The organism is Rhodococcus sp. AW25M09 (assembly GCF_000333955.1).
Lineage (GTDB): Bacteria > Actinomycetota > Actinomycetes > Mycobacteriales > Mycobacteriaceae > Rhodococcoides.
Genome location: NZ_CAPS01000041.1, coordinates 1 through 13,665, shown reverse-complemented (window position 1 = coordinate 13,665; position 13,665 = coordinate 1). Strand labels below are relative to the sequence as shown.

The 13,665-nt window shown below is 62.5% G+C and carries 15 protein-coding genes and 1 pseudogene; 6 read left to right on the top strand and 10 right to left on the bottom strand.

The genetic code is table 11. The features are described from left to right. The first annotated feature begins 5 nt into the window (after positions 1–5). The 3 genes and pseudogenes from RHODMAR_RS07760 (at position 6) to RHODMAR_RS28640 (ending at position 1,944) form a co-directional block, all read left to right on the top strand. Positions 6–771 (top strand): annotated as a pseudogene (locus RHODMAR_RS07760) (SDR family NAD(P)-dependent oxidoreductase). A 26-nt stretch (positions 772–797) separates the two neighbouring features. After that, positions 798–1,592, top strand: coding sequence for a crotonase/enoyl-CoA hydratase family protein (locus RHODMAR_RS07755; protein ID WP_042938392.1), 795 nt, complete (start codon positions 798–800; stop codon positions 1,590–1,592). 211 nt (positions 1,593–1,803) lie between these two features. Next, the gene (locus RHODMAR_RS28640; RefSeq protein ID WP_198289415.1) at positions 1,804–1,944 is read left to right on the top strand and encodes a hypothetical protein; all 141 of its coding nucleotides are present in this window, start codon (positions 1,804–1,806) and stop codon (positions 1,942–1,944) included. Here RHODMAR_RS28640 and RHODMAR_RS07745 read toward each other — a convergent pair. The 6 genes from RHODMAR_RS07745 to RHODMAR_RS07720 are packed head-to-tail and all read right to left on the bottom strand — an operon-like array spanning position 1,937 to position 7,311. After that, positions 1,937–2,767, bottom strand: coding sequence for a mycofactocin-coupled SDR family oxidoreductase (locus RHODMAR_RS07745; protein ID WP_008713139.1), 831 nt, complete (start codon positions 2,765–2,767; stop codon positions 1,937–1,939). The genes RHODMAR_RS28640 and RHODMAR_RS07745 overlap by 8 nt on opposite strands. Continuing rightward, on the bottom strand, positions 2,764–3,480 hold the full coding sequence (locus RHODMAR_RS07740) for an ABC transporter ATP-binding protein (RefSeq protein WP_008713137.1): 717 nt from the start codon (positions 3,478–3,480) through the stop codon (positions 2,764–2,766). The genes RHODMAR_RS07745 and RHODMAR_RS07740 overlap by 4 nt, the downstream gene beginning before the upstream one ends. Further along, a complete protein-coding gene (locus RHODMAR_RS07735) occupies positions 3,464–4,291 on the bottom strand; it encodes an ABC transporter ATP-binding protein (protein WP_008713136.1) in 828 nt (275 codons plus the stop codon). The genes RHODMAR_RS07740 and RHODMAR_RS07735 overlap by 17 nt, the downstream gene beginning before the upstream one ends. Continuing rightward, a complete protein-coding gene (locus RHODMAR_RS07730; protein WP_008713134.1) occupies positions 4,288–5,220 on the bottom strand; it encodes a branched-chain amino acid ABC transporter permease in 933 nt (310 codons plus the stop codon). Before RHODMAR_RS07730 ends, RHODMAR_RS07735 begins: the two co-directional genes overlap by 4 nt. After that, positions 5,217–6,107 carry a branched-chain amino acid ABC transporter permease gene (locus RHODMAR_RS07725; protein WP_008713132.1) on the bottom strand — a complete coding sequence of 297 codons (891 nt, stop codon included), beginning with the start codon at positions 6,105–6,107 and terminating at the stop codon, positions 5,217–5,219. Before RHODMAR_RS07725 ends, RHODMAR_RS07730 begins: the two co-directional genes overlap by 4 nt. A 40-nt stretch (positions 6,108–6,147) precedes the next feature. Then, positions 6,148–7,311, bottom strand: a complete 1,164-nt coding sequence (locus tag RHODMAR_RS07720; RefSeq protein ID WP_008713129.1) for an ABC transporter substrate-binding protein — start codon at positions 7,309–7,311, stop codon at positions 6,148–6,150. A 220-nt stretch (positions 7,312–7,531) separates the two neighbouring features. Between RHODMAR_RS07720 and RHODMAR_RS07715 the strand changes: the two genes are divergently transcribed. From RHODMAR_RS07715 to RHODMAR_RS07705, 3 genes are read left to right on the top strand one after another with little or no spacing between them, the layout of a single operon-like run. After that, a complete protein-coding gene (locus tag RHODMAR_RS07715) occupies positions 7,532–8,458 on the top strand; it encodes an alpha/beta hydrolase (RefSeq protein WP_008713126.1) in 927 nt (308 codons plus the stop codon). Positions 8,459–8,468: 10 nt separating this feature from the next. After that, positions 8,469–10,061 carry a flavin-containing monooxygenase gene (locus RHODMAR_RS07710; protein ID WP_008713124.1) on the top strand — a complete coding sequence of 531 codons (1,593 nt, stop codon included), beginning with the start codon at positions 8,469–8,471 and terminating at the stop codon, positions 10,059–10,061. 11 nt (positions 10,062–10,072) lie between these two features. After that, complete coding sequence (locus RHODMAR_RS07705) at positions 10,073–10,378, top strand: EthD family reductase (RefSeq protein WP_008713122.1); 306 nt, start codon at positions 10,073–10,075, stop codon at positions 10,376–10,378. A gap of 63 nt (positions 10,379–10,441) precedes the next feature. Here RHODMAR_RS07705 and pyrE read toward each other — a convergent pair whose 3' ends face one another. The 4 genes from pyrE to RHODMAR_RS07685 all read right to left on the bottom strand — a co-directional run. Beyond that, the gene (gene pyrE / locus RHODMAR_RS07700) at positions 10,442–10,990 is read right to left on the bottom strand and encodes an orotate phosphoribosyltransferase (RefSeq protein ID WP_008713120.1); all 549 of its coding nucleotides are present in this window, start codon (positions 10,988–10,990) and stop codon (positions 10,442–10,444) included. Between the two features lie 110 nt (positions 10,991–11,100). Next, the gene (locus RHODMAR_RS07695) at positions 11,101–11,691 is read right to left on the bottom strand and encodes a LemA family protein (RefSeq protein WP_042938382.1); all 591 of its coding nucleotides are present in this window, start codon (positions 11,689–11,691) and stop codon (positions 11,101–11,103) included. 57 nt (positions 11,692–11,748) lie between these two features. Beyond that, positions 11,749–12,765 carry a hypothetical protein gene (locus RHODMAR_RS07690; protein ID WP_008713115.1) on the bottom strand — a complete coding sequence of 339 codons (1,017 nt, stop codon included), beginning with the start codon at positions 12,763–12,765 and terminating at the stop codon, positions 11,749–11,751. A gap of 85 nt (positions 12,766–12,850) precedes the next feature. Continuing rightward, a partial coding sequence (locus RHODMAR_RS07685) for a hypothetical protein (RefSeq protein ID WP_051047870.1) occupies positions 12,851–13,665 on the bottom strand: 815 nt, incomplete at its 5' end.

Below are 13,665 nucleotides of genomic sequence, written 5' to 3'. Positions count from 1 at the left end.
GATTCATGGATCTCACCAATTCCTCAGCCGTCGTCACCGGCGGTGCATCCGGCCTCGGACTCGCAACCGTCAAAAGATTCGTGGCCGCGGGTGTGAACACCGTCATCGTCGACCTCCCGCAATCCGCAGGCAAGGACGTTGCCCAGGAACTCGGCGATCTGGTGCAGTTCGGACCGGCCGACGTCGCTGATCCCGAGGCCGTCGACGCCGCCCTCGATCTCGCCGAATCGCGTGCTCCCCTACGCTCGGTGGTGCACTGCGCAGGCCGCGGCGGCACCGTCCGAGTGGTCGAAAAAAGACGGCACCCCAGGATCGTTGGAGCTCTACACCTCGTTGATCCAGACCAACCTGATCGGCAGCTTCAACGTACTGCGGCTCGGAGCTGCCCGTATGGTCCGCAACGAACCGGTCGACGGTGAACGCGGAGTTGTCATCATGACCGCGTCCGTCGCGGCTTGGGAAGGCCAGATCGGTCAGATTCCCTACGCTTCGGCCAAGGCCGGAGTCGTGGGAATGACCCTCGTCGCGGCCCGCGATCTATCTCGAAAACTGGTTCGCGTCAACAGTATTGCGCCAGGAATTTTCGATACCCCCATCCTGTCGCGCTTCTCGCAGGAGATTCGCGACGGACTTGCCGCCCAGATTCCACACCCCGCTCGCCTGGGCGACGCCGACGAGTACGCCAAACTTGCCCTGCACATGATCGACAACGCGATGATCAACGGTGAGGTCATCAGACTCGACGGCGCAATCAGAATGGCACCGCGATGAGCGCCGGCGAAGAGCAGAATGCACCGATGAGCGCCGGCGAAGAGCAGAATGCACCGACGAATGCACCGGTTCGCGTGGAGCAGATCGACGGGGTTCAGGTTGTCACGATCACGCGCCCCGAGGTGCGCAACGCGATCGACACTGCCACTGCACAGGCCATCGCCGATGCCATGGACGAGCTCGATGCTCGCGACGACCTTGTAGCCGGGATCATCACGGGTGAGGGCAAAAGCTTCTGCACCGGAATGGATTTGAAAGCCTTTCTGGCCGGCGAGAAGCCGTCGATACCGGGTCGCGGGTTCGCGGGTGTCGCTGAAACTCCCCCGGCCAAACCACTGATCGCCGCCGTCGAAGGACACGCGATCGCCGGGGGTTTCGAAATCGTGCTCGCTTGCGACCTGGTGGTGGCGTCGGATACTGCTGTGTTTGGGTTGCCCGAGGTCAAGCGCGGTCTGCTGGCAGGTGGCGGCGGTTTGCTCCGACTCCCCGACCGAGTTCCGCGGGCACTCGCTGTGGAATGGTGTCTCACAGGCGATTTCATCAGCGCGGAGGAAGCCTCGAACGCGGGATTGATCAACCGACTCACTCCGGCCGGAGAAGCACTGTCGACGGCCTTGGAACTAGCCAAAAAGATTGCGAAGAACGGCCCGCTGGCTGTGCGCGCGACGAAGGAAATCATCACCAAGGCCCGTGACTGGTCCAACGACGAGCAGTTCGCGGAGATGTGGAACATCTACGAGCCGGTGCGGTCGTCCGAGGATGCACGGGAGGGCGCGTCGGCGTTCAAGGAAAAACGGGCACCCCTGTGGAAGGGCCGCTGACGGTTCGGCAGTAGAAACTCTTTTCGGTGGACATCCCTGGATATCAATGGATGTCCACTGGCAGGGCGTCGTCGGAACCGTCGCGATCGAGCTCGGAGTTCTCATCCACTGTCGCACATCTGGATCGGCCGAAACTCGAACTGTGGAGGCGAGAGATTTCGAAACGATCTGTTTCTCACGCCTGTGCCGAGGAGAAGTCGACGGTGAGCAGATGTCCGACGACGAGATCAAGGCATTCGTGAGCCTGCTTCTCGTCGCCGGAGGCGAGACGACCGACGAGGCAATCTCCAGTGCATTCAGCGGCGGAGCACGCCACTCGCAATCGGTCGTACGGAAGTCGGTCACTACTTGATCAAGACACCTGCATCCACCGGGACCGAAATCCCTGTGACGTAACGGGACTCGTCCCCCGCCAAGAACAACACTGCGTTGCTGACGTCGTCGACCTGCACATAAGGAATATCCAACACATGCATGTCATGTAGGAGCGGTACTACCTGCTCGCGAGTCGGTGCTTCCTCATCGGGCAGGAACAGTTTGTAAATTGCGTCGTTGAGCAACATCCGGGTGTCGACGTTCGTCGGATTGACCGTGTTCACCCGGATATTTTGCGGGCCCAACTCGTTAGCGAGACTCTTCATCAGCCCCACCACACCATGCTTGGCTGCGGTGTAGTGCGCGTTGTAGGGCAGTCCTTTCATACCGGCGACCGAGCTGATCAACACCATCGAGCCGCCCTTGCCTCCCGCCAGAATGTGCGGCGTCGCAGCAGTCGTGGTGTTCCACACTCCCGTCAGATTGGTCTCGATCATGTTGTGCCAATTCTGCGCCGATAATTCATGGGTGGTTCCGCTTCCAGCGATGCCCGCATTGGCGACGACGATGTCGAGTCTGCCGAGTTCGGCAACACCGGCATCGACAGCAGCTTTCATTCCTTCGAGGTCGCGTACGTCTGTCTTCGACGCCACGATTTTTCGGTCCAATCGCTCCACCAGTCGAACAGTCTCGGCCAGATCCTCCTCGGTTGCCAGGTCGTAGCCGACAGTGTCGACGTCGGTGCACGCGTCGACGGCGATAATGTCTGCGCCCTCCGCCGCGAAGCGGAGTGCATGATTTCTCCCTTGGCCACGCGCTGCACCGGTGATCAGAACCACGCGGTCTTCGAATCTGCTCATGCGCCCAACGCCTCCTCACCGAGGAACGCAGAGACCACGGACGAGTGGGACCTGGCCTCCTCGGCACTACCCGAGAACACCGATTCACCGCGGTTGACCACAACCACATCGTCGGCGACGAGCAATCCTGCTTCCGCGTTCTGTTCGACCATCAGGACGCCGAGACCTCGATCCGCGATCTCGCGGACGCTGCCCATGACGGTGTCGACGATGGCAGGAGCAAGGCCCATGGACGGCTCGTCCATCATGATGTATTTCGGATCCGACATGAGACCTCGGCCGAAGGCCAGCATCTGCTGCTCGCCCCCGCTGAGCAATCCGGCCGGGCCATCCTTGCGCTCGCGCAGAATCGGGAACAGGTCGTACGCGAGTTCTGTGTTCCGTGTTCGCTTCTCGGGGTTCGACGAGTATCCCCCGATCCGAAGGTTTTCCGCCACGCTGGGCGAAGCGAACACCTGTCGGCCCTCCGGGACCAGCGAGATGCCACGTTTGACGACGCGATGCGCTTTCACGCCCAGTAGCGACTCGCCGTCCAGCTCGATCGAGCCCGCGGTGGGTTCGACGAGACCTGCAATGGTTCGCAGAGTCGTACTCTTGCCCGCGCCGTTGGCTCCGAGCACCAGCGTGATTCGGCCCGGCTCGACCGTGAGGCCGATGTCGGTGACCGCGCTGACCTTGCCGTACCGAACATGAAGATCACTGACTACGAGCATTCTGGGCACCTCGCTTTCCGAGATAGGCTTCTTGCACGCTGGGTTCACGAACCACGCTCTGCGGCGTGCCCTGCGCGATGAGAACTCCGAAATTCATGGCTATCAACGTGTCGCAGGTATCGACCATCATTTGCACGTCGTGCTCCACGAGTAGCTGGGTCAACCCCTCTTCACGCAGTTTCTTCAAAAGCGAGGACACATCCTCACGCTCGGTCTTGTTCATGCCCGCGGTGGGCTCGTCGAGCAGAAGGAGTCTGGGAGACATCGCAATTGCGCGGGCAATCTCGACGCGCCTCTGCAGACCGTACGACAACTCTCCGGGCCGGACGTCCTCGAGCCCGGCCAGCCCGGTTCGTTCCAGCGCCTCGAAGACCGCGTCCTTCGACCTCTTCAGCAAGGCCTTCCGTCCGAGCATCAGCTCACGGAACCCACCCTGCTCGGCACCCAGATCCGCACCGAGGGCTATGTTTTCCCGCACCGTCAGATCCGGTAGCAGCCGAACCGTCTGGAATGTGCGCGCGATTCCGCGCTTGGCGACTTCCTGCGCTGACACCCTGGCGAACGATTCACCCTCGAACGTGAGGGTGCCTCGAGTGAGCGGAGTCAATCTCGTCACGGCTGCGAGCAAAGTGCTCTTACCGGACCCGTTGGGACCCAGGATGCCGACGATCTTCCCGCGGGTGATGTCGAAAGAGATGCCGTCTACCGCTTTGATACCACCGTAATGCACTGCTACGTCGTTGATCCCGAGAACCACATCGGCAGTGGATTCGGTCTGCGCGCTCTCACGTGATGCTGCATCGGCCGTCATGATCGGTCTCCTGTCTTCGCCAGATCGAGCTCCTCGGTGCCGCCGCCGGGTTCTTCCCCAGGTGTCTCGCTCGCTCTCCGTTTTTCCTTGGACTTCCGGATCAGATCGAGGACGGTTCCGTAGATTCCTCCGGGTACGTACACGGCAGCGATGGCGACGATGATGCCGTACACGATTGCCTGGTATCGCCCGACGATTTCGAGGTAGTACGGGAGCCAGGTGAAGATGACGGCTCCGATGACAATGCCCAACCACGATCGTCCGCCACCGACGATGATGATGGTCAGCCCCAGCACGACGAGCGGAAATCCGATGCTCTCGGGTGCCACAGTCGTCCGCAGCAACACATTGATGGCCCCGCCGAGCGCACCGATGAATCCGCTGATCACGAAGGACGAGATGCGGTAGCGAGAAACGTTCACGCCCATCGAGGACGCCAGTTCCGGATCCTCGCGAACCGCGTCGATGCGACGCCCCATTCTACCTCGCTCGCTGAGCGCCAACAGAGCGACGACGAGCACGGTGATGGCGATGATGTGGCCGATTGTCAACTGCGGGAATGCAAGTGCACCGAAGAGACCCACCGATGCACCGGTGAAGCTTCCACCGTTGTGAGCAACGACGGTAATGATCAGGTCGAACGACACGGTCGCCATAGCAAGATAGAGACCGTTGAGTCGCTGTACGAGCAGAGCGAGCAGGAACCCGATCAGTCCGCACACGATCATGATGGCGGCGATGGCCACGAACGAGCTGAACCCGTAACGAATGACGAAGATCGCAGCGCCGTAGGAGCCGATTCCATAGAACCCGGCTCCGGCGAACGAGAACACCCCCATGCGTAGTTGGACCTGAATGCTCAGCGCCAGCAGCAGAACGGTGAACGTGCTCTGGAACAGAACGATGTGAGAGAAGTAGAAGTCGTTCATACCCGTCGCACCTCCTTTCGTCCGAAGAGACCCTGAGGACGCAGCAGTAGGACGAGGAAGATCATGCCGAAGCACACGGCGTCGACCCAGCCGCCGCCCGTGAATCGCAGCACCAACGACTCCGACAGCGCCAGGATGTACGCCCCTGCAGCAACCCCAGCCGTACTACCCACACCGCCGAGAATGATGACGGCGAAAGCCTTGATCAGCAGCGTTTCACCACTTTCCGGAGTTATCGCACCGAGGTTGAAGGTCAGCAGCGCACCTGATAGACCGGCGAGACCACCGGCGAACGCCATGGTGGACAGTGAGAGCTTCCGTCGGTCGACGCCCATCAGCGCTGCTGTTTCGGCGTCGACGCCGATGGCGCGCAGAGCGAGTCCTGACATCGACTTACGCAGCCAGATCGCCATACCGACCGTGAGGATCACGGCGGAGAGCACGATGATCAGGCCCGTGTTCGAGATGCGAAGTCCGAAGAACGAGAACACCTTCACCGCGTAGGAGCTGTTCGAGAAGCCGAACGGCTCGGACTTGGTGACATACTGCGCGATGGCAAGGGGAATGGCGGCGACGCCGATTCCACCGATCAAGATCTGCAGTTCGGCGATCCTGTGCGTCTTGGCTCGCCGCAGAATCGGTTGGAAGGCAAGTACTTCTATTGCCGCCGACAGCAGGGCACCCACCACGACCGAGACTGCGATGACTCCGATCATCGGCAGCTGCTGGTCCTTGACTACCAGGTGTCCGACGAATCCCGCGAACATGAAGATCGCACCGTGAGCGAAATTGAGGATCCCGACGGTACCCCACACCAAAGACATGCCGAGACAGAACAGGACGTAGATCGATCCGAGAATTGCCGCGTCGACGAGAGTTTGCGCCATGACGTTCAGATCACCTCATCTCGTGAGTGGTCCGTGAATTTCATTCCGCCAGCAGTCCTTCCGAGGTTCCATCCCATTCGACGACAACTCCGTCCACCCGTTGGTCGTTGCCCTCGAACGTGACGGGGCCGACCGCACCATCGAAGCCGGCCGCGGCCACGGCGTCGAGACCGTTCTTGATGTCCTCGCGTGATGCGCCGCCGGACTCCTTGATTGCGCGGGCGATCATCCACGCTGCGTCGTAGCCTTCTGCTGCGTAGTTCAGGGGGTTCTTGCCGTACTCGGCGTTGTACGCCTCGACGAACGCCACCGATGACGGTGCAGTCTGTAGGTAGTTGAAGTCGGTGGCCCAGAACATTCCGGCACCGGCAGGTCCGGCGGGCGCGAGGTTGCCTGCTCCTGCAGCGGGATTGCCGACGGCAGGCCCGTCGAATCCGGCCTGACGCAATTGCGACATCGCCGTCGAGTTCTGCGCGCCGACGAGGAGAAAGACGACCGCATCCGGCTTCTCGCCGACGATTTTGGTGATGGTCGACGCGAAGTCCTGGGTCGTCGACTGCACGCTCGTGCTCGACAGAATTTCGAGGTCCTCGCTCTCCTGCATGGCGGGGAGCTGCGTCTCGGCGATCTCGGCGAGGGTGGGCTGACCTGCGTTGTAGAGCACGCTGATCCGTTTGGCCCCCAGCGTCTTCAGGTGATCGATGGCCTTGGGGAAGTAGGTTTCCTGCGGCGCGGTCGAGCGGAATGTGTAGTCGCCGATGACGACGCCTGCGCTACCGGATTGAGTGAAGACCACCGGCATCTTCGACGACTCGGCAATCGGTGCGACGGCAACACTCTGCGGGCCGGACACCGTGCCGAGAATTGCGGCGATGTCCGGATTCGCGATTCCCTGAGTGACCTGGCTTGCGGCGGTTTGTGCATCGCCCGCGGTGTCGCGACTTTCGAGCTTGATGGTCGAGTCCCCGAGAAACTTCTGCTCGTTGATCTCCTTGATCGCCAGTTCGATGCCTTCGAGCTGTGAGCCACCCACGTACGCAATGGTGCCGGTCTTGTCGGTCGTCGACAGGAGGGTGATCTCGGCAGGCATCTCTCCCGATGCGGTGGAGCCGGACGGGCCACCACCACTGCACGCGGCGACCGACATCATGGCTCCGGCCATCCCGAGCAGCGCCAGTTTGCCGGGGCCAGTGGTGAGCTTCATCGTTCCTCCTATTTCATGGCAATGATGCGCATGATTGAGTGATCGGTGTCACGTTAGGGGTAAAACGCGAAGTTGTCCAGATCACATTCGGCCGTCCGCTCAGGACACCCAGGAGCAGACAGCTCGAGGTAGTTGCGGCGAATCATTATCAGTGATTAAGTGAGCTGCATCACCTAATCGAAGAGGTTTACCTCGCGATCATCATCGAAGGAGTCATGTCTTGGCACTCGACGACGCCACCGCCGCCTTTCTCGCGCAAGCTGCTGAGGGGGGTGGCAAAGCGCTGCACGAAATGACGCCCGGTGAAGCCCGCCTGATGAACGACAGTTTCATCGACCTCTACGGCCCCGGTCCCGACATGGACAGCGTGGAAAACGTGACGGTCGTCGGCACGGATGGCCACGACATCGACGTCCGGGTGCTCACCCCCTCGTCCGAACCGCGCGGTGTGCTCGTGTACTTCCACGGCGGCGGCTGGGTCGTCGGAAACCCTGATCAGTTCGATACCCTCGCTCGCAAGATCGCCATCGAGACCGGCTGCGTCGTCGTACTCCCCGACTACCGACTCGCACCGGAACACGTCTATCCGGCTGCAGCCGACGATGCGTGGGATGTACTGCAGTGGAGCGCATCCCGGTTCGACGCCGGACTACCGTTGATGGTCGGAGGCGATAGCTCGGGCGGTAATCTGGCCGCCGTCGTCGCCCAGCGTTCGGTGCGCGAGAACGGGCCGAGGATTGCGCTGCAAGTTCTGGTCTATCCAGTGACCGACCACGATTTCGACAACGCTTCGTATGCAGACGCATCCAACCAGTTGATGCTCGACCGTACCGCGATGATCTGGTTCTGGGACCTCTACACCCCCGAGGCCGGGGTGCGGACCAACTGGGACGTATCCCCGCTACACGGCGACGTGACCGATGTTGCACCGGCAGTCATCCTCCTCGCCGAGCACGACGTGCTGCGCGACGAAGGCCGCAAGTACGCCGACAAGCTCAGCGCTGCAGGCATTCCAGTGGACATCAAGGTCTTCGACGGTCAGATGCACGGCTTCTTCCAGTTCGTCAACATCCTCCCCGGTGCCCACGACGGCATCTCCTACGTGGGCAACGCCGTTCGTACCCACCTCGACACCGTGAGCGCGTGAAAGGAACATCATGACAACGGATGCAATCGTCGTCGGTGCCGGCTTCTCCGGTATCTACATGACGCACAAGCTCGAGCAACTCGGATTGTCGGTGCGCGGCTTCGAGGCGGCAGAAACCGTGGGCGGGACCTGGTTCTGGAACACCTATCCCGGCGCCCGATGCGATGTCCTCAGCGTGGAGTACGCGTACACGTTCTCGCAAGACCTCATCGACGAATGGGAATGGACCGAACGCTACCCAGCGCAGCCGGAGATCCTCCGCTACATCGATTTCGTCGCCGATAGACTGGATGTCAAGAAGCACTTTCAGTTCAACGTGCGCGTCGAATCCGCAGTGTGGGACGAGGACACCTCGCTGTGGACGGTGGGTACCGACTCGGGCGAGTACGTGAGCGCGAAATACTTGATCACTGCTGCCGGATGTCTGTCGACGTCCTCCACACCGGACTTCGCCGGCCTCGACGCGTTCGAAGGCACAACACTCCATACCGCTGCCTGGCCACGAGAGGGCGTCGACTTCGCCGGCAAGCGCGTCGGTGTCATCGGTACGGGATCCTCGGGTGTGCAAGTGATTCCGAAGATCGCCGAACAGGCAGCGCATCTCACGGTGTTTCAGCGATCACCTGCGTTCAGTCTCGACTGCGGCAATCGACTCTTGACCGAGGACGAGAAGCGCTCGTTCAAGGAGCTCGTCGAGGACTACAAGGTTGCGTCCAAGGCATCCGGCGGCGGCCAACCCGTCGACACCCTCGAAGTCAACACGTTCGATCATTCGGAGGAGGAGCGCGCAGCGGTATTCGAGGAGAGGTGGAGTCGCCATCGCGCGATCGACATCATCGCGGCCTACCCTGATCTGCTCAGCAATCGTGCGGCCAACGACACCATCGCCGAGTTCTTCCGCGGGAAGATCCGCGACGTCGTCGACGATCCCGAGATAGCCGAGACCCTCTCCCCACGTGAGCATCCGCTGGGTGCCAAGCGAATTACGCTGGACACCAATTACTTTCAAACCTACAACCGCGACAACGTCTCTCTCGTCAGCGTGAAGAACGCGCCGATCGAAGGACTCACCCCGACGGGACTGAAGACAGCCGACGCCGAATACCCACTCGACGTCGTCGTGTTCGCCACCGGGTTCGACGCCATCACCGGACCACTGATGAACATCGACATCCGTGGTCGCAACGGAAAGACGCTGCAGGACAAGTGGGCCGACGGTCCGGTCACCTACCTCGGAATCGCCGTCGACGAGTTCCCGAATCTGTTCACCCTCACCGGACCGGGAAGCCCCAATGTATTGACCAACATGGTCTGCGCTATCGAGCAGCACGTCGAGTGGACTGCGGACGCTGTCGCGCATCTGGAATCGGTCGGTGCCAAGACATTCGAGGCCGACGAGACAGCCGCGAAGGAATGGACGGCCCGCGCCGTCGAGCTGGCCGACATGACGCTCTACCCGGAGGGCAACTCCTGGTACACGGGTGCCAACATTCCCGGAAAGCCTCGCGTGATCATGTCCTACGTCGGTGGACTGAACGTCTTCCGCGAAACCTGTGACAGCGTCGCCGCCGACAACTACACGGGCTTCACCACCACAAAATAGGAGTTTCGTAGATGTTCCGCATCACCATCGCGTACAACCACCCGGACGATCCCGATGCCTTTCTGGCCCACTACCGGAGCGTGCACGCACCGTTGACCGCGACCATGCCCGGAATCAGCTCGTTCGAGTGGGGTGTGTCCGAAACCCTCGACGGTTCGGTACCCGCCCACTTCGTCGTCGGAAATTTGAACTTCCCGTCGAAGGACGAGGCCATCGCGGCTCTCGGATCACCCGAGGGCAAAGCCGGCGGCGAAGACATGGCCAACTTCGCAGGCGCTGGATTCGTCATGGACATGCACGAGGTCGAGGTCGCCTAGGTGCGGCTCCGCCGCAGTGTGCGGTTGAGTGCCCCAGGCGGCACTCAACCGCACCACTACCTCTTACAGACCCAGGTCGACGAGCCCGAGGAGCGAGCGATATTCGAGCCCCTCGGCTGCGATGACCTCATCCGCCCCGGTCGCGCGGTCCACCACCGTGGCCACCCCGACGACCGTCGCGCCGGCATCACGAAGAGCCTGAACGGCGGTGAGGGGCGAATTGCCGGTCGTCGTCGTATCCTCCACCACCAGAACGCGCTTACCGACGATGTCCGGTCCCTCGATCTGACGCTGCATGCCGTGCGCCTTCGCTGCCTTGCGCACCACGAACGCATCGATCGGACGACCATCGGCATGCATGATCGCCATCGCGACCGGATCTGCACCCATCGTCAAACCGCCGACAGACGCGAAGTCCCAATCGGCGACCAGCTCGCGCATCAACGAACCGATCAGCGCGCCCGCCCGATGATGCAGAGTCGCGCGCCGCAGATCCACGTAGTAGTCGGCTTCCTTGCCGGAGGACAACGTGACCTTGCCATGCACGACGGCAAGCTCTTTCACCAAATCGGCCAGTTCCTGCCGGTCCGAATTCGCGGCGCTCTCGGCCATGATCGGGTTCCTCTCGTCGCACCACGGATCTTCGATGGTGGGTACGAACTTACCCACCGACCGAACCGATAGTTCCTGCCGGCTCCACTCCCGTCCTACGTGAGAGCCCGCTACGCGACGGCCTGGGCCGACCGCTGCTCGTCCGGCATTTCCCTCGTCTCCACGAACGGTTCGGGCGCGATCACCGAACGAGACTTCGCAACGATCGAGGACGGAAAGGTGCCGACTGCCTGGGACAGCCGGTAGGCAGTGTCGTTGTAGACCCGCACCGCACCCGCGATTCGACGCTCGGTGACGATCAGTTCCCCGGCCGGGCCCTGGAACGCCCAGTTGCCCAACACGTTCCTGCCCGCGTCGGCCTCCGCGAGAACAGTGTGAAATGCGGCGGACAGTGCGTTCTCGGCAGCAGCCTGCGCCTGCAGACCCATGCCGCGCTCACGCACCGCCTTGGACCAGGAGCGCGCACCCCCGAGCTGACGCAGCGACTCGGCGGACAGCCCGGACGCTTCGGCGGCGTCGAGGAACGGGACCAACTGCTCGTGACGCCGCTCGAGCTCGACGTCGACCAGCCGCAGACTCTGCACCGTCTGCTCGCGGTACCGACCGAGGCGACGGGCCGTGCTCGCGAAATAGATGACCACCGCAATCAACAGCGCGAGGACTGCAACGACCACGACAGACACAACCAGAGAAACCGTCACGAGGTACGAATTTAGCCGCGTGAGCGCCTTCGCGCCCGTTAACACGCCCGAAAAGGATCAGGGCTGATTGCGCCGACGCTCCGAATCGAACGGTATCGGACGCGACGCCGGCGGACGTGGCACCGGACGCGACGAATTCGCCGGCCGCGTGGCCTGCGGCCCCGCCGCATCAGGCCTGGGCGGACGGGGCCTGCCGTCCGGTTGCTGAGAACCCGCATCCTGGGGACGAGCTACCGGAGGACGTACCACCTGAGGGCGAGGTTCCGATGCCCGTGGCGGTTGGACCCGCTGCTCGGAACTTCGCGGCACCTGGACACGGGATTCCGGCGTCGGCGGCTGATCGTGCTGCGACTGTGGCACTCCTGCCTGCCGATCGCGCACCTCCTTGACCAGCGGCCTGCCCGGATCACCGCGATCACGGCCGGGCTCGCCGCCGCCCGCACGCGCGCCGTAGATCGCGCTACCGCGCATCGGCGGCAACACGTGCAGCATGCCGGACAGTCGCGCCACCGCGTCGATGGCTGCATCCCAGTCGCGGCCCGAACTGGTCAACGGCAACGATCCCAGCGTCCAGTCCTTCTCACTCCACAGCAGCTGCAAATTCTCCGGGATGGACTCGGTGAAGGACGCCATCCGCTGGTCGCACACACGACGAGCGATGTCGACGTCGGTAGCGAACACCACGCGCGGGCCGATGGACCCGAGCAGTTCCATGTCCTCGTCGCGCGGCGGCGGTGTCGACCTCGGCCGCAGATCGATATCCACATCCGAACCCACCGAACGCTGCACGGCCACGATGGTGCCCGTCTCCTCGACGTCGAAGAGAACGAACTCCTCGCCCCTGCGAACGCCGGTCACCACCCCGAGAGCGACGTCGAATTCGGGCTTGGACAACGCCGCTCGAGAGAACCCGGTGACCAGTTCTCGATCGTGCGGTCGATAGTCGTACCCCTGCGCCTTGGCCCACATCTGCCGCACACGGCCGGACCGATCTCGCTTGGACCTATCGATGTAGAGCAGAGCCACTGCACCTATCAGTGCAATCGCCGCAAGGCCGAACCACATTGCCGTCATCGCGAACCACCTTAATCGACATCATCACCATCAACACCCACCACCGCCAGGTCCTGTGAACGGTCCCTACGAGTACTCGGTTCGCCTATCCGCCGAAGTTCGGAGTTTCGATGATGACGTTCGCGCGAATCGTTCCGTCCTGGACCGACTCACCCTGCACCACGATTGCCGCGCCCACCGTCAAAGACGCGACGTCGCCGCCACTGAGCGAGATGATCTGGGTCTGCGGGGTGGTCTGCACCGTCACCGGAGCGCCGTCGAGGCCGTCGATGATCACCGTCGAACCATCGTTGGCGGTGATCGTCCCTACGGCCGAACCCAGCTGACCGAGAATCTCGGGAATTCCCCCTGGGATCAGCCCCGGGGTGGTGGCGGTGCCCGGTTCGGTGGGCTGCGGGGTCGACGTGGGCGCTCTGGTGGTGGTCGGCCGAATGGACGTCGACGGTGCGGCGGCAGTGGTGCTGGAGTCGTCCGATCCGCCACTGAGGAATGAAATCCCGAAAGCGACGACGATGGCGAGCACGACGAGGCCGATCAGCGCCAGAACCCACGGGCGGGGCCCCTGGCCGCCGGAATCGGCCGCGTTCGGGTCCTCCGAGGGCGGCGGAGCGCCGTATTGCTGGGGCTGCCCGAACTGCTGAGTGTGCCCGAACTGCTGGGTCTGGCCGTAGGCCTGGTTGGCCGCTGCCTGCTGGTCGGGGTCATAGGTCGGAAGTGCCTGGGTGGGCTGATAGCCCTGCGGATAGGCCTCCGGGTCCGGGTTCTGATTGCCGGGGTTGTGGTAGCCCGGGTTCTGATTGCCGGGGTTCTGGTAGCCCGGGTTCTGATAAGACGGATTTCCATAGGCCTGCGTCGGATACACCTCGGTGGGATGAGCACCGCCGGGATAGTGGCCGTCAG

Coding starts and splice junctions, on each gene's coding strand:
- RHODMAR_RS07725 (WP_008713132.1), bottom strand. CDS start 6,107: ATGGCGCAAACTCTCGTCGACGCGGCAATTCTCGGATCGATCTACGTC.
- RHODMAR_RS07735 (WP_008713136.1), bottom strand. CDS start 4,291: ATGACGGCCGATGCAGCATCACGTGAGAGCGCGCAGACCGAATCCACT.
- RHODMAR_RS07755 (WP_042938392.1), top strand. CDS start 798: ATGAGCGCCGGCGAAGAGCAGAATGCACCGACGAATGCACCGGTTCGC.
- pyrE (WP_008713120.1), bottom strand. CDS start 10,990: ATGGCCGAGAGCGCCGCGAATTCGGACCGGCAGGAACTGGCCGATTTG.
- RHODMAR_RS07705 (WP_008713122.1), top strand. CDS start 10,073: ATGTTCCGCATCACCATCGCGTACAACCACCCGGACGATCCCGATGCC.
- RHODMAR_RS07720 (WP_008713129.1), bottom strand. CDS start 7,311: ATGAAGCTCACCACTGGCCCCGGCAAACTGGCGCTGCTCGGGATGGCC.
- RHODMAR_RS07730 (WP_008713134.1), bottom strand. CDS start 5,220: ATGAACGACTTCTACTTCTCTCACATCGTTCTGTTCCAGAGCACGTTC.
- RHODMAR_RS07745 (WP_008713139.1), bottom strand. CDS start 2,767: ATGAGCAGATTCGAAGACCGCGTGGTTCTGATCACCGGTGCAGCGCGT.
- RHODMAR_RS07690 (WP_008713115.1), bottom strand. CDS start 12,765: ATGACGGCAATGTGGTTCGGCCTTGCGGCGATTGCACTGATAGGTGCA.
- RHODMAR_RS07710 (WP_008713124.1), top strand. CDS start 8,469: ATGACAACGGATGCAATCGTCGTCGGTGCCGGCTTCTCCGGTATCTAC.
- RHODMAR_RS28640 (WP_198289415.1), top strand. CDS start 1,804: ATGTCCGACGACGAGATCAAGGCATTCGTGAGCCTGCTTCTCGTCGCC.
- RHODMAR_RS07740 (WP_008713137.1), bottom strand. CDS start 3,480: ATGCTCGTAGTCAGTGATCTTCATGTTCGGTACGGCAAGGTCAGCGCG.